Source organism: Mycobacterium sp. NGS17 (assembly GCF_059813205.1).
On record NZ_JCALED010000005.1, the window covers coordinates 152890 to 168718 of the forward strand.

The following is a 15829-nucleotide window of genomic DNA, read 5'->3' on the forward strand; positions in this document are numbered from 1 at the left end:
GGTGGCCCAGGCCGAGGGTTTGGTGGATGAGGGCGTCGGGGCGGTGGTGGCTACGCCGATCATGCGTTGGCTGGCCGAGGTCGCTGGTCCGGTTGATCAGTTCAATCAGACGGTGGTGGTGCAGGCTCCGGCAGGGGCGACCGAGGCGGACGTGGTGGTGTTGGTGCAGGCGCTGCTGGATCGGCACGCCGTGCTGCGGTTGCGCGTCGAAGACGATGGTGCCCGGGCCTGGTCGATGCGGGTGCCCGAGGCCGGTTCGGTGGACGCCGCCTCGTGCCTGCAACGGGTGGAGGTGCTCTCCGAGGAGGCGCTCGTCGCGGCCCGCGCGCGGCTGAACCCCGCCGCCGGACTGATGCTCAGCGCATTGTGGGCCGCCTCGACGGGCCAGCTGGTGTTGATGATTCACCACCTGGCAATCGATGGCGTGTCGTGGCGAATCGTGTTGGAGGACCTCAACATCGCCTGGGCACAGCATCGCGGCGGACAACCGATAGCGCTACCGGTGACCGGAACGTCGTTCGCCCGCTGGGCGCAGCTACTCGACGAGCACGCCCACACCGCGAAAGTCGTTGACACGGCGCAGATGTGGCAGCGCGTCGCGGCGACCCCTGCGGCGCTGCCGGCGGTCCGGCCCGACGATACCTATGAGACCGCCGGCCGCTTGTCGATGTCGCTGGACGACGCCGAGACGACCCGCATGCTCCTCGGCGAGGTGCCCGCCGCGTTCCACGCCGGCATACACGAGATCTTGTTGATCTCGTTCGCGTTGGCGACGGCGGAATTTTTGGGCGCCGGCGGCGGCCCGATCGCGATCGACGTCGAAGGCCACGGGCGCCACGAGGAGCTGGCCTCCGGTGTGGACCTGTCGCGCACGGTGGGCTGGTTCACCACCAAATACCCCGTGGCATTGACCGTCGGCAGCCTGTCCTGGACGCAGGTGATCGCGGGCGACGCGGAGCTCGGGGCGGTGATCAAGGACGCCAAGGAGCAGCTTCGTGCCCTCCCCGACGGGCTCACCTATGGTTTGCTGCGCTACCTGAACGCTCAGGTCGACCTCGAGGGCTCCGACCCGTCCATCGGTTTCAACTATTTCGGGCGCATGGGCGGGTCGGCGGACCTATCGGGTGACGGCTGGGGGATCAGCCCGGACGGCTTGTGGGTCACCGAAGCGGCCACGGCTATACCGATGCCACTGATGCACACCGTGGACCTCAATGCGGGCACCATCGACACCGAGGCCGGGCCGCGCCTGCAAGCCAATTGGACATGGGCGCCGTCGGCGCTGGACGAAGGGCAGATCGCCCGGTTGAGCCGGTTGTGGTTCGACGCCCTGGCCGGCATCTGCGCGCACGTGCGGCGCGGTGGGGGTGGGCTGACCCCCTCAGATATCGCGCCCGCCCGGTTGAGCCAGCAGCAGATCGACGACCTGCAACGGCAACACGCGGTCGCCGACATCCTGCCGTTGACCCCGCTGCAGCAGGGGCTGCTCTTCCACGCCCGCACCGCGCCCGGCAGCGCCGACGACCTGTACGCCGTGCAGCTGAACATCGCGGTGACCGGCGCACTTGACCCGTACCGGCTGCGCGATGCGGTGCACACGGTGGTCGAGAGGCACCCGCATCTCGTCGCCCGGTTCTGTCCGCAATTCGATGAGCCGGTGCAGATCATTCCGGCTGATCCCGGGCCGCCCTGGCGCTATATCTACCTCACCGGGTCGGGGGAGGGCGAGATCGACCGGCAGATCGAACAAGTCTGTGCTGCCGAACGCGCCGCGGTCTGCGAGCTCGACCGCGAGCCGGCCTTCCGCGTCGCGTTGGTGCGCATCAGCGCCGACCGGCACCGCTTTGTGCTGACCAATCACCACATCGTGGTCGACGGCTGGTCGTTGCCGATCCTGATGGGCGAGATCTTCGCCAGCTACCACGGCCAGCCGCTGGGCGCCGCCGGCTCGTTCCGCCGGTTTGTGACCTGGCTGGCCGAGCGTGATCTGGATGCCGCCCACGCGGCCTGGCGCGAGGCGCTGGACGGCTTTGACACCCCCGCTCTGGTCAGCTCGGGGCACCGGTTGTCGGGCACCCGGGGCGCGGCATCCTTCGGGTTGCCCGCCGAGATCACGGGGGCCGTCGGCGACTTGGCCCGGTCATGTCAGACCACCGTCAATACGGTGTTGCAGGCCGCCTATGCCCAGCTGCTGTGCTGGCTGACCGGCCAGCAGGACGTCGCATTCGGTACCACCGTTTCGGGTAGGCCGGGCGACCTCGTCGGCGCCGAGTCGATGGTGGGCCTGCTGATCAACACGGTGCCGGTGCGGGCGCGTCTGACACCCACCACCACCGCGCTCGACTTGCTCGAGCAACTGCGGGACACCAACAACCACACGCTCGAACACCAGCACCTCGCGCTCAGCGATATCCACCGCATCACCGGTCACGAGCAGCTATTCGACACGCTGTTCGCCTATGAGAACTACCCCGTGGACGCCGCCGCACTGGCCGCCAACGAGGAACTGGCGATCGGCGATATCGCTCGGCACGAATCCACCCACTACCCGTTGACGGTACAAGTCCTGCCCGGGACCGAACTCGGCCTTCGCGTTGAATTCGACACCGGCGTATTCGATCACTCCGATATCGAAACGCTGATCGACCGGTTGCAGTGGGTGCTGGTGGCGATGGCCTCCGAACCCCACCGGCGGCTCTCGGCGATCGATTTGCTGGGTAGCGACGGCAATGCCCGCCTGAAGGAACTCGGTAACCAGGCGGCGTCAACGCGGTCCGCGCCCGAGCCGGTCTCGATTCCGGCGCTGTTCGCCGCGCAGGTGGCGCGTTCACCGGAGTCCGTGGCGCTGGTGTGCGGTGAGCGCACGTGGACCTACCGCGAGCTGGATCAGTCCGCCAATCGACTCGCGCAGCTGCTGGTCGCGCGGGGTGCGGGCCCGGGCGAGTGCGTCGCGGTGTTGTTCCGGCGGTCGGCTGAGGCGATCGTGGCGATCTTGGGCGTGCTCAAGAGCGGGGCCGCCTACCTGCCGATCGACCCGGCGTTGCCGGGGGCGCGGATCGGGTTCATGGTGGCCGACGCCGCGCCGATCGCCGCGGTCACCACCGCGGGGCTGGCCGACCGATTCGGCGGGTATGACGTGCTGGTCATCGACGTCGATGACCCCGTTGTCGACAGCCAGCCCAGCGCCGCACCGCCGGTGCCGGCCCCCGACGACATCGCGCACATCATCTACACCTCGGGCACGACGGGTGCGCCCAAGGGAGTGGCGATCACCCACCAGAACGTGGCCCAACTGCTCGACTCGCTCGGCGCGGGCCTGCCTTCCGGACAGGTGTGGACGCAATGTCACTCCTACGCGTTCGACTTCTCGGTCTGGGAGATCTGGGGCGCGCTGCTGCACGGAGAACGGCTGGTGGTGGTGCCCGAAGAGGTCGCGGCCTCCCCGGACGACTTCCAGGCCTTGATGGCGGCGCAGCGGGTGAACGTGTTGACCCAGACGCCGTCGGCGGTGGGGGCGCTCTCGCCAGAGGCCGTGGCGTCGACGGCGTTGCTGGTCGGTGGTGAGCCCAGCCCGGCCGAGCTGGTTGACCGGTGGGCGCCGGGCCGGGTGATGGTCAACGCCTATGGTCCCACCGAGACCACCGTGTACGCGGCGATGACTGCGCCGCTGGTGGCCGGATCGGGGACACCGCCCATCGGGTCGCCCGTCTCGGGTGCGGCGTTGTTTGTGCTGGACGGGTGGTTGCGGTCGGTACCGGCCGGGGTGGTCGGTGAGTTGTATGTGGCCGGTTGGGGCGTGGCGTGCGGTTATGTGAGCAGGGCAGGCTTGACCTCCTCGCGCTTCGTGGCCTGCCCATTCGGAGCGCCGGGCACCCGGATGTATCGCACCGGGGATTTGGTGCGGTGGCGTGCCGACGGGCAGCTGCAGTATGTGGGCCGGGCCGATGAGCAGGTCAAGATCCGCGGTTACCGCATCGAACTGACTGAGATCCAGGAGGCGTTGTCCGCGCTTGACGGAGTGGCGCAGGCGGTGGTGGTCGCCCGTGCGGACCGCCCGGGTGAGAAGCGTCTGGTGGGGTATGTCACCGGCACGATCGATCTGGCGGCGGCGCGCGCCGCGCTGACCGAACGGCTCCCCGGCTACATGGTCCCGACGCTGGTGACGCTCGACGCGCTGCCGTTGACGCCCAACGGCAAGGTCGACGTCCGCAGCCTGCCGGCGCCCGGACACACCGCGGGCCAGTATCGCGCCCCGAGCACCCCCATCGAGGAGACCCTGGCCGGGATTTTCGCCGACGTCCTCGGCATCGACCGAGTCGGAGTCGACGAATCGTTCTTCGATCTCGGCGGCGACAGCATTTCGGCGATGCGCGTGATCGCCGCGGTCAACGACGGCCTGGATGCCGACCTTGCGGTACCCGCGCTGTTTGAAGCGCCCACGGTGCAAGCTTTGAGTCACCGGTTGCAGACCCACCCGGCTTCCACTCACGAAGTGGTTCCCCTTCAGTATCTGAAGGGCGGTAGCGGCACCCCGCTGTTCTGCGTCCATCCGGCAGGAGGGGTGAGTTGGCCGTACCAGGCGCTCGGCAATCACGTGGACTGCCCGATAATCGGAATTCAGCAGATTCGGCGGCCCGAAGAGCCTGAACCTCAATCGATTTCGGATATGGCCAAAACCTATGCCGACCGGATCCAAAGCATTCATCCCGACGGGCCTTACCACCTCCTCGGCTGGTCTTACGGGGGTGTGATCGCTCATCAGCTCGCGGTCGAGCTTCGACAACGCGGACGCGTCGCAAACCTGTTCCTTCTGGACGCTCAGCCGATCATCGACAGCAGCATGGCCCTGCGCGACTACGCTCTGGACGAAGCTCAGATCGTGAAGGAAATCCTGGAGTTCTACGGCGTAACCACGCCCGAACCGAATGAGTCGTTGACGTACGAGCAGATCGAAGATCTCATTCGCCAACAAGAAGCCATTGAGCTCTCCCGGCACAAAGATCTGCTGAATCTGCTCATTCAGAACCTGAACACCAATCTCGCGTTCTATCGGGCTCACGAACCCGGCATTCTGGACGGCGATATGACGGTCTTTTCCGCTATGCGAGACGACAGCGATCGCGGTAACCATCTTCGGCAGAGTTGGCGGCCCTACGCTACGGGCGACATCGCCGTGTACGAAGTCGACTGCACGCACAATGAGATGCTGACCACCGAATCGACCGGTATGTACGGCAAGCAACTCCAGCGCCTGCTCGACCTGGATCTCTCGCGGCGCGATGGCAAGCTCTAGCGTTGCGGCAGCGGTGATTTCGACTTCGATATCTGCGTCGGCGCCCATAGCGCGTTCGACCGTCGAATTCAGAGGATGTTGAAGCCCTCGGCCAACTGCGAGATCCCGACCACCGTGAACACAGTCACCAGGATCTGCCGGTGGTAGGCGCGCACCCAGTCATGCAGCTGTCGCAGGAGGGCCTCGGTGCGGGCCGGCGCGGCCACATAACCCACCAGGATCATCTCGACTACGGAATACATCAACAGGAAGAAGGCGATGGAGGCGCTGACCTGTGCCGCGATCGGGGCCCTCGAGGCCACGATGATCGCGAGGATGAAGAAAACGCCATCGACCGGCACCGAGGCCAACCCGATCACCCACGCGATCCACAGCGATCCTGCCTCCCACGCGCAGTGGCCGCGGTGGAGCAGGCGCCGCAGCGGCGAACGGTCGTCGGCAGAAACATCCCGCGCGCGGCTGAGGAATCGTGGAACGGCGATCGGCGTATCCGGGGCCGGCCCGAGCGCCGAGTCCCCACGGCTCATTGCTCGCGCCTCGGCGCGCTGGCGCGTCGAAAACCGCACGGCCAGCACCGCGGCGATCGTCAAACCCAGCACACCTAGGCCGATTTGAATTCGCGGGAGGGCGGAGCTGGCCGCCGGGGTCGCCGAAGCGTGCCCAAACGAGCCGAACAGCGACGTGAAGTTGAGCAGGACCAGCGGCACAACCAGTTCGGGTATGCATACGGTGAGCCCGCCGATCCAGTAGGCGAGCAAATTCGGCGCGGGCCGCGGGCGGGAGATCATCAGAAGGGCCAGGCCCAGGCGCACCGGATTGAGCGCAGCCAGAACACCCAAACTCAGGACCGACCCCCACATCGCCACGACTGTACCCAATCCTGCAGAGGTCAAACACCGAGTCGGTGTCGCGTCGCGAACCCCGTTCGCGTGCAACATGTTCGAGCAGCTGACAAACGAGCCGGCGCCGGTCGAAAGGGCTTGGCGGGCAACGCCGGGGCGGGCCCAGCGGTCGTGGCGAACCGTCCCCATTGAAACCTGTTGCGCCACGGCGGTTTATGTTCGCCCGACGGCGCCGCCTGAGGTTCACCGGCGAAAACCGCAAGGCGGGGTGCCCGCAGCGATCAGCTCGCGACCTGGTGACGGCCGGGAATCACCGATTACCCATTGGCCGGCAACCGGCGAGCCGACGCATGTGACAGCGGCCGTCTGGGCGATTCCATTCGGGCAACGGTAGGGTCGAAGGCGTGTGCGGAGTCACCGGGGAGGTACGGCTCGACGGGCAAGCGCCCGACGTAGCGGCGGTCTCAGCGATGGCCGCCGTGCTGACGCCACGGGGCCCGGATACAGGCGGCGCCTGGTCGCAGGGCCGGGTGGCGCTCGGCCACCGTCGCCTCAAAATCATCGACCTGACCGAAGCCGGCGCCCAGCCGATGGTCGACTCGGAGCTGGGGCTGTCCCTGGCCTGGAACGGCTGCATCTACAACTACAAGGAGTTGCGGCAAGAACTCAGCGGGTACGGCTACCGCTTCTTCTCGCACAGCGACACCGAAGTTCTGATCAAGGCCTACCACCGGTGGGGCGACGATTTCGTGAGCCATCTGTTCGGCATGTTCGCCTTCGCCATCGTCGAACGCGACAGCGGGCGGGTGCTGCTGGGGCGGGACCGACTCGGCATCAAGCCGCTGTACCTGACCGAGGACGGCCATCGGGTCCGGTTCGCGTCCACGCTGCCCGCCCTGTTGGCCGGCGGCGGCGTGGACACCCGCATCGATCCGGTCGCCCTGCACCACTACATGAGCTTCCACTCGGTGGTGCCCGCGCCGAACACCATCCTGCGCGGCGTCCGCAAGGTGCCGCCGGCATCGCTGGTCGCCATCGAGCCCGACGGCAAGCGCACCGTCACCACCTACTGGGCGCCCGACTTCACCCGCCACGCCGACCGCGCCGGCTGGTCGGAGCGCGACTGGGAAGACGCCGTGCTGTCCACGCTGCGGCTGGCGGTCAAGCGCCGCCTGGTCGCCGACGTGCCGGTCGGTTGCCTGCTGTCCGGCGGCGTGGACTCCAGCCTGATCGTGGGTCTGCTCGCCGAGGCCGGCCAGCACGGGTTGTCGACCTTCTCCATCGGTTTCGAGTCGGCGGGCGGCGTCAAGGGTGACGAGTTCCAGTACTCCGACATCGTGGCCAAGCGCTTCGAGACCGACCACCACCAGATCCGCATCGAGACCGACCGGATGCTGCCCGCGCTCGACGGTGCCATCGGCGCGATGAGCGAGCCGATGGTCAGCCACGACTGCGTCGCCTTCTACCTGCTCAGTCAGGAAGTGGCGCGGCACGTCAAGGTCGTGCAGTCCGGCCAGGGCGCCGACGAGGTGTTCGCCGGCTACCACTGGTACCCGCCGATGGGCGAGCCCGCCGCGGCGACCCTGGACGGTGCCGTCGCGCAATATCGCGGCGCCTTCTTCGACCGCGACACCGCCGGGGTCTCAGCCCTGGTCGGATCGGGCATCGTCGCGCCCGACGACCCGAGCCTGCGATTCGTCACCGAGCATTTCGCCCAGGCCGGCGCCGAGACCGGTATCGACCGCGCGCTGCGGCTCGACACCACGGTGATGCTGATCGATGACCCGGTGAAGCGGGTCGACAACATGACGATGGCGTGGGGGTTGGAAGGCCGGGTGCCGTTCCTCGACCACGAGTTGGTCGAGCTGGCAGCGACCTGCCCGCCGGAACTGAAGATCGCCCACGAAGGCAAGGGCGTCCTGAAACAGGCTGCGCGACGGGTGATTCCGTCCGAGGTCATCGATCGCCCCAAGGGCTACTTCCCGGTCCCGGCGCTGACCCACCTCGAAGGGCCCTACCTCGACATGGTCCGCGACGCCCTCTACGCACCCACCGCCAAGGAACGCGGCCTGTTCAACACCGACGCGGTCGACGCATTACTGGCCAACCCCAACGGCAAGCTGACCCCGCTGCGCGGCAACGAGCTCTGGCAGATCGCCCTGCTCGAGCTGTGGTTGCAGCGCCACGGTGTCACCGGCCCGGTCGCATGACCATGGCCGATCCGTCCGGCGGCCACGACCACACCGAGGCGATCACCCTCGGCCTGCACGACGCGTCGCCACCCGAGCTGGTCGACGCGATGGCCAAGGACGTCGAGCTCGAATTGGGTTGGGGCCGGCTGATTTTCGGGCAGACCTTCGCCAATTCGCAGGAACTGGTCGAAGCGCTGCGCCGCGAGGGTCCCGGGCGCCGCGACATCTGCATCTACGCCCGCGAATCCCACGTCGTGGTCGCCGAGGCGCCCACCGAGCTGTTCATCGACCCCAGCCACACCTACCGGCTGCGCTTCACCCCGACGACGAAAAACCTTGCGCCACCGCCGCTTGGCGTCACGGTCCGCACCCTCAACGACCCGATCGATGCCGACGCCATGAATCGCGTCTACGTGCGCTGCGGCATGGTCCCGGCCGGCGTCGACGTGATCTGGCACAACCATCAACACCTGCCCGCGGTGAAGTACCTGCTGGCGGTGCGCGACGAGGACGGCGCGGTCGTCGGCACCGTTACCGGCGTCGACCACGAGCTGCTGTTCAACGACCCGGAAGAGGGATCGAGCCTGTGGACCCTGGCGGTGGATCCGGCAGCGGGGCTGCCCGGGGTGGGTGGCGCCCTCACCAAGGCGCTGGCCGAACACTTCCGCAGCGAGGGCCGGGCCTACATGGATCTGTCGGTGGCGCACGACAATGCCGCCGCCATCGGCCTGTACGAGAAGCTGGGTTTCCGTCGCGTCCCGGTGCTGGCGATCAAGCGCAAGAACGCGATCAACGAGCCACTGTTCAGTCCGCCGCCCGAGACCATCGACGACCTCAATCCGTACGCCCGCATCATCGCCGACGAAGCGCTGCGGCGCGGGATCTGGGTCGAGGTGCTCGACGCCGAGACCGGCGAGATGCGCCTGACCCACGGCGGCCGCAGCGTGCTCACCCGTGAATCCCTGTCCGAGTACACCTCCGCGGTGGCCATGTGCCGCTGCGACGACAAGCGGCTGACGCGGCGTCTGGTCGCCGAGGCGGGCATCACCGTGCCCCGCGCGCGACTGGCCACGTTCGATGAGAGCGATTTCGCGTTCCTCAAGGAGGTCGGCGAGGTCGTCGTCAAACCGACGCGTGGCGAGCAGGGCAAGGGGATCACGGTCGGGGTTGTCCCGGACAACGGGCCCGACGACCTCAGCTCGGCGCTGGCGCGGGCCCGCCAGCACTACCCGGACGTGCTGATCGAGCAGCGGGTCACCGGCGACGACCTTCGCCTCGTGGTGATCGACGGACGCGTCGTCGCCGCCGCGCTGCGGATGCCCCCGGAGATCATCGGCACGGGCGAGCACAGCGTGCGGGATTTGATCGCCGCCGAGAGTCGGCGGCGCTCTGCGGCCACCGGCGGTGAGTCCCGCATCCCGCTCGACGACCTCACCGAGTCGACGATCGTCGAAGCCGGCTGGCAGCTGGACGACGTGCTGCCGCAGGGGACTCGGCTGCGGGTTCGGCGCACCGCCAACCTGCATCAGGGCGGCACCATCCACGACGTGACCGCGCACGTGAACAGCGAGCTGTGCCGAGTCGCGGTGACGGCGGCCGAAGCGATCGGCATCCCGGTGACCGGCATCGACTTACTGGTGCCCGACGTCACAGGCGCCGAGTACGCCTTCATCGAGGCCAACGAGCGCCCGGGGCTGGCCAACCACGAGCCCCAGCCGACGGCCGCGGCCTTCATCGACTTCCTCTTCCCCGGCCACCCCGGCCAGCCGCAGGCCTGGACTCCCGAGGAGTCCCGCTCCGAGCGTGGCTGACGCCCGCGGCGGCGCAGGTGCGGTACCCGGCCGAGGGCTAACGACGGGCTCGGGTGGGTAAATCCTCTGTCACACCAGAACGGAGACCGCATGAGTGCGAGCGCGCAAACCAAAACCATCTCGACGCATGTGCCCGCGCGGCTGGACCGGCTGCCGTGGTCGCGGTTTCACTGGCGCGTCGTCGTGGGCCTGGGCGGGGTGTGGGTGCTCGACGGGCTCGAGGTCACCATGGTCGGCAACGTGTCGGCCCGGCTCATGGAACACAACAGCGGCATCGCGCTGAACGCCGCGCAGATCGGCATGGCGGCCGCGATCTACATCGCCGGGGCGTGCTCGGGGGCGCTGTTCTTCGGCCACCTGACCGATCGGTTCGGCCGGCGAAACCTCTTCATCATCACCCTGGCCATCTATTTGGTGGCCACGGTCGCCACCGCGTTCGCCTTCGCCCCGTGGTATTTCTTCCTGACCCGTTTCTTCACCGGCTCCGGCATCGGCGGCGAATACGCCGCCATCAATTCGGCCATCGACGAGCTGATTCCCGCGCGAGTGCGCGGTCGCGTCGACCTGATCATCAACGGAACCTATTGGCTGGGTTCGGCCGCCGGCGCGGGTGGCGCGCTGATCCTGCTGGACACGTCGCACTTCCCGCCCGACATCGGCTGGCGGCTCGCCTTCGGCATCGGCGCCATCCTCGGCATCTTCGTGCTGCTGGTGCGGCGCAACGTCCCGGAGAGCCCCAGGTGGCTGTTCATCCACGGCCGCGACGACGAGGCGGAGCAGATCGTCGGCGACATCGAAGCCGCGGTCGCGCACGAGACGGGCGAACCGCTGCCCGAACCGCAGGGCAAGGCGCTGCGGATCCGGCAGCGCACGGCGATTTCGTTCCGGGAGATCGCCGCCGTGGCGTTCAAGCTGTACCCACGCCGCGCGATCCTCGGACTGGCGCTGTTCATCGGGCAGGCGTTCCTCTACAACGGCGTCACGTTCAACCTCGGCACACTGCTCAGCCAGTTCTACGACGTGCCGTCGGGCATGGTGCCGGTGTTCTTCGTGCTGTGGGCCCTCAGCAATTTCGCCGGACCGCTGGTGCTCGGGCACCTGTTCGACACCGTCGGCCGCAAGCCGATGATCACGCTGACCTACATCGGCTCCGGCGTGGCGGTGGTGGCGCTGGCGTTGGTCTTTGTCACCCAGACCGGCGGCGTCTGGGCCTTCATCGGCCTGCTGATCGTCGCGTTCTTCCTGGCGTCGGCGGGTGCCAGCGCGGCGTACCTGACGGTCAGCGAGATCTTCCCGATGGAGACCAGGGCGCTGGCGATCGCGTTCTTCTACGCGATGGGCACGGCGATCGGCGGTATCACCGGCCCATTGCTGTTCGGTCAGCTGATCAACTCGGGCATGCGCAGCGAGGTTGTCTGGTCCTTCCTCATCGGGGCGGTCGTGATGGCCGCGGCCGGCCTGGTCGAACTGTGGCTCGGCATCGCCGCCGAGCAGCGCCCGCTCGAGGAACTCGCATTGCCGCTGACCGTGGAAGACGCTGAACGCCAAGAGGGTTCGGAGCCGGCTACCGACTAGGCCGCTGTGCTACCGGTGCGGGATCAGCGGTTGTCGTCATCGCCGGTGGCGCGTTCGGTGAGCCCCTCCCGGGACAGCGCCCGGACGAATCCGTACGCCTGCATCCCGGCCGGGCCGGGATGGTCGAAGATCCATTCATTGATTTTTTCCAGCGCGTTGGCCAGGTCGTCGCGCTTGACCCGCACCAGGTAGGTCTTGCGGTCGTCGTCGGGATCCTCGAGGGAGTCCGCGACAGCGACGGGATTCTTGAACGCGTAGGCGATCCCGTGCACCGAGTCGTGGTTCAGTGCCCAGTGAATTTCACTGGGGCGCAGTCGATTCACCGCCAGATTACGGTAATCGTGGTCGTCGGCTGAACTGCTCACCGGGGCGGTGATCCTCTTCTGATTGCGGGGACGGTCGCGCGCAGCGATCGGGTTTCAAAGCGGGCATTTTCATCATAGGAAGAGGCGTCGCCTGCTGCATGTTGAGCGCGGCCTGGGGTCAGCGGCAATATCTCAGATACAGATAGCCCTCGCAGAACAGCGCGTGCTCGAGGCTCATGGTGACCGGGGCGGGCAGTTGTGCCGGGCGCAGTCGGTGGCCCACCGGCTGACTCGCAGCCAGTTTGGGGGCGAGCGTCACGCAGATTTCGGTGACGGCGTCGGCTTCCACCAACTCGTCGAGCAGCGTCGGTCCGCCTTCGCACAGGATGCGATGCATTCCCTGCTCGCGCAGTATCGCGACCGCTCGCGAGACGTCTACCGACTCGTCTCCGGCGACCACGATGTGGCGCCGGTCTTCGTCGAGGTCTTGTCGTGCGACGGTGCTCGCGCAGGTCACCAGGATCGGCGGCTGGTCCGGGTTGCTGAACAGCCGGGCCGGAAGTTCACCGCTGCGGCTCACCACCGCGATCGGGGGCGGTTCGGTTCGTCCTTCGTGGTGCCGCGTGGCGCGCGCCGCGTCGCTGAGGGTCACCGGGCCGTAGTTTTCGGCGCGGGCGGTGCCTGCGCCGACCAGCACGACGTCGGCCAGGCCGCGCAGGATTCTCAATAGCCGTTGATCGGTGGGACACGACAGCGGACCCGCGCGACCACCGAACGCGGCGGCGCCGTCGGCGCTGAAGATCATGTTGGCCCGCACACCGTCCGGGCGATCGGCGTAGAAGGGCGCGAGCTCAATGATGCTGGGAACGGCGCTGATCCGGGGCGACTCGCTCACGCGCTAGGCCTCGTGGCCGGGTTCCAGCTCGTGCACGTCGCCGAAGGACACCCAGGTCTCGAGTTCCTGGGGTGGGCTGCCGGCCACCGGTGCGAGCAGGTGCCCGACATGGTCACCCAGTGAGAATCGTTCGACGATCTCGCCGACGAACCACGCGGCGGCGTCGTCGAGGATGGGCATCTCTTCGGGACCGCGATGCCAGGAACACCGGTCGAACTTGTCGACCTTGTCGCTGGTCTGGCCGCCGAAGAGCTCCACCACGTCCAGGTTCTCGTGGCCGAAAACGTGCACCGCCAGGTGGGAGGCGGCACGGGCGACGCGGAAGGTGTGGTTGCGCCGGGACAGCCCGACCAGGAATCGGGGCGGGTGAATGCTGGTCTGGCTGGCGAAGCCCACCAGGCAACCGGCCGGGGTGTCGTGGGCCTGCGTGGTGACGACGAACATCGGATAGTTCAGCAGCGCCACCAACTTGTCGAACGCTTCGGTCGCGGGGTCGGACATCAGCTCAGTCTTCCCCGTGCGGACCCCCGAGGAATCGTGTGGGTGATGAAGCGGCGAATCAGATAGGCGGCGACGCCGATGCCCAGAATCGCCACACCGGAAATTACGGACGGCAGCGGCATCGCGAAAGCCAGCACCGTGCAGCCGAGCAACCCGATCACCGGAATGACGCGGTGCGGGCGGCCCTCATCGGGCCCGAGCGTGAACGCGGAGGCGTTGGCGACGGCGTAGTAGATCAGCACGGCGAACGACGAAAATCCGATGGCGTCGCGAAGGTCGGTGGTAGCGGCCAGAATCGCGACCACGACGCCGATCAGCAATTCCGCGCGGTGGGGCACCCGGAACCGTGGGTGCACGGCGGCCAGCGCGTGGGGGAGGTGGCGGTCCCGGGCCATGGCCAGCGTGGTGCGCGAGACGCCCAGAATCAGCGCGAGCAGGGAGCCCACCGCCGCGACCACCGCGCCTACCTGGACGAGGGGGACCAGCCAGGCCGTGCCCGCGGCCCGGGCCGTTTCGACCAGGGGGGCGGCGCTCTGTGCGAGACGGTTCGGCCCCAGCGCCGAGAGTGTGGCCACGGCGACGACTACGTAAACGGCCAGGGTGACGGTGAGCGCCAGCGGTATCGCCCGTGGAATGACGCGGGACGGGTCGCGCACCTCCTCGCCCAGCGTCGCGATGCGCGCATAGCCGGCGAACGCGAAGAACAGTAGACCCGCCGCCTGAACAACCCCACCGGTCGTCGTGCCGGTCGGGCGGAGTCGATCGGCGTCGGCGGCCGGGGAAGCGAGCGCGGCGACGCACGCCGCCGCCAGCACGGCGAGCACCGCGGCGACGATGATGCGGGTCAGCCAGGCCGACTTCTGCACGCCGGCGTAGTTCACCGCGGTCAGTGCGATCACCGCCGCGACGGCCACCGCATGCGCCTGCGCGGGCCAGACGTAGAGGCCGACGGTCAAGGCCATCGCCGCGCATGACGCGGTCTTGCCGACGACGAAGCCCCACCCGGCCAGGTATCCCCAGAAGTCTCCCAACCGTTTTCGGCCATAGACATAGGTGCCGCCCGACGCGGGGTAGCGCGCCGCGAGCCGCGCCGACGAGGTGGCGTTGCAGTAGGCGACCACCGCGGCCAACGCGAGGCCCAGCAGCAGTCCCGAGCCTGCGGCACGCGCCGCGGGTCCCAGCGCCGCGAAGATCCCTGCGCCGATCATCGAGCCGAGGCCGATCGCCACCGCATCGAAAACCCCTAGGCTGCGGCGCAATTCGCCGCCGGCGGGAGGGGTGCTCACCCGAGTGGGTCGTTCCGGCGCACCCCGCGATACATGCCCCAGCGCACGATCCACGGCATCACCACGCGCTCGACCGACCAGGACGGGAAGCGGAAGGCGTGGCCGGTGGGCAGGAAGACCTCCAGCCCGTTGGGTTGGATGCCCACCAGCGAACCCCACCGCCGTGTCGGCGCCCGGAAGGCCCGTAGCGGCCGGCCGGCGAAGTCGGCGAGGACATTGCGCGCCACCAGGGCGTCGCCGCGGTTACGGGCGGAGCTGCGCAAGGGATCGGTCGCCGCGACGTCGCCGACCGCGAACACACCCCGGTGGCCGGGGACGCGCAGCTCCGGGGTGACGCGCACGAACCCACGCTCATCGAGCAATTCCGCCGGCAGCCAGCCGGTGTTGGGCCGCACCCGCCCGATCGCCCACAGCACCGCGTCGGCGTCGGCCGGGGGTTGCCCGGTGCTCCAGTGGACGGGCCCGCTGGTGAGTTCGTCGCCGGCGAACCCGTCGGCCACCACCGCGCGGTGTCCGGGATGCACGCCGACGCCCAGCCGAGTCAGCCGGTCGCGGATGCGCTGCCATATCCGTGGATGGTGCCCCTCGAGAGCCGACTCGCCGGGGAAGTACAGGTCGATCCGCTTGTCCGGCCACGTGGTTGCCATGTTGAGGGCGCTGCTGACCGCCGCCGCCCCGCCACCCACCACGACCACCGATGCGGCGGCGGCCAGCCGGTCGTGCGCGGAGCGCAGTCCCGCGCCGATGTCGTCGGCCGACTGCAACGTCGGCTGGCGCCAAAATCCGTTGCTGACTCCGGTCGAGATGATCAGCGCGTCGTACGCCTCGGTGAGGGTCGCGCCGTCCTCGGTTCGGCCGAAGACGGTGTGGGCGGCCAGGTCCAGTCCGGTCAGCGTGGCCTGCACGGTGCGAACGCCGTCGAGGCGGCGGAACCGGTCGAACGGGATCCAGTAATCGCGGGCCCAGTCGTGCGGGCGCGAGAGCCGGACGCCGAGCTCCTGGCCGCTCACCAGCGCGGGTTTGGCCGAGATGCCGACGACGTCGGCATGGCGGGACAGCCGAATCGCCGCGAGGACGCCCGCGTCCCCGAGCCCGGCGACGATGACACGCTTACGGTTCATCCCCGCTA

General features: G+C 68.3%; 10 protein-coding genes (1 of these 10 cut by a window edge). 4 read left to right on the forward strand and 6 right to left on the reverse strand.

Going from position 1 to position 15829, the window contains the following annotated elements; translation table 11 throughout:
* Positions 1–5293: the end of a non-ribosomal peptide synthase/polyketide synthase gene (locus AC5Y7E_RS13085; protein WP_499949318.1), read on the forward strand. The gene continues 25907 nt to the left of window position 1, outside the view; the window shows 5293 of its 31200 coding nt (coding positions 25908–31200); its start codon lies beyond the left edge, outside the window; the stop codon is at positions 5291–5293.
* Positions 5294–5361: 68 nt separating this feature from the next.
* Here AC5Y7E_RS13085 and AC5Y7E_RS13090 read toward each other — a convergent pair whose 3' ends face one another.
* Complete coding sequence (locus AC5Y7E_RS13090; RefSeq protein ID WP_499920950.1) at positions 5362–6153, reverse strand: GAP family protein; 792 nt, start codon at positions 6151–6153, stop codon at positions 5362–5364.
* 386 nt (positions 6154–6539) lie between these two features.
* On the opposite strand from AC5Y7E_RS13090, the gene AC5Y7E_RS13095 reads away from it, so the two are divergent.
* From AC5Y7E_RS13095 to AC5Y7E_RS13105, 3 genes are all read left to right on the forward strand, one after another.
* Positions 6540–8345: an N-acetylglutaminylglutamine amidotransferase gene (locus AC5Y7E_RS13095; RefSeq protein WP_499949319.1), complete on the forward strand. Its 1806-nt coding sequence runs from the start codon at positions 6540–6542 to the stop codon at positions 8343–8345.
* The gene (gene ngg, locus AC5Y7E_RS13100; protein WP_499949321.1) at positions 8342–10138 is read left to right on the forward strand and encodes an N-acetylglutaminylglutamine synthetase; all 1797 of its coding nucleotides are present in this window, start codon (positions 8342–8344) and stop codon (positions 10136–10138) included. Before AC5Y7E_RS13095 ends, ngg begins: the two co-directional genes overlap by 4 nt.
* A gap of 90 nt (positions 10139–10228) precedes the next feature.
* Positions 10229–11713 carry an MFS transporter gene (locus AC5Y7E_RS13105; RefSeq protein WP_499949322.1) on the forward strand — a complete coding sequence of 495 codons (1485 nt, stop codon included), beginning with the start codon at positions 10229–10231 and terminating at the stop codon, positions 11711–11713.
* A 23-nt stretch (positions 11714–11736) separates the two neighbouring features.
* Here the strand turns inward: AC5Y7E_RS13105 and AC5Y7E_RS13110 are convergent, their stop codons facing one another.
* The 5 genes from AC5Y7E_RS13110 to AC5Y7E_RS13130 form a co-directional block, all read right to left on the reverse strand.
* Positions 11737–12078: a hypothetical protein gene (locus tag AC5Y7E_RS13110; protein ID WP_499920958.1), complete on the reverse strand. Its 342-nt coding sequence runs from the start codon at positions 12076–12078 to the stop codon at positions 11737–11739.
* Positions 12079–12196: 118 nt separating this feature from the next.
* Complete coding sequence (locus AC5Y7E_RS13115) at positions 12197–12913, reverse strand: pyrimidine reductase family protein (RefSeq protein ID WP_499949323.1); 717 nt, start codon at positions 12911–12913, stop codon at positions 12197–12199.
* A gap of 3 nt (positions 12914–12916) precedes the next feature.
* Positions 12917–13414 carry a flavin reductase family protein gene (locus AC5Y7E_RS13120; RefSeq protein WP_499920962.1) on the reverse strand — a complete coding sequence of 166 codons (498 nt, stop codon included), beginning with the start codon at positions 13412–13414 and terminating at the stop codon, positions 12917–12919.
* Positions 13414–14700 (reverse strand): APC family permease, encoded by a 1287-nt coding sequence (locus tag AC5Y7E_RS13125; protein ID WP_499949325.1) that lies wholly within the window; start codon positions 14698–14700, stop codon positions 13414–13416. The genes AC5Y7E_RS13120 and AC5Y7E_RS13125 overlap by 1 nt, the downstream gene beginning before the upstream one ends.
* The gene (locus AC5Y7E_RS13130) at positions 14697–15821 is read right to left on the reverse strand and encodes an FAD-dependent oxidoreductase (RefSeq protein WP_499949326.1); all 1125 of its coding nucleotides are present in this window, start codon (positions 15819–15821) and stop codon (positions 14697–14699) included. The genes AC5Y7E_RS13125 and AC5Y7E_RS13130 overlap by 4 nt, the downstream gene beginning before the upstream one ends.
* Positions 15822–15829: the final 8 nt, after the last annotated feature.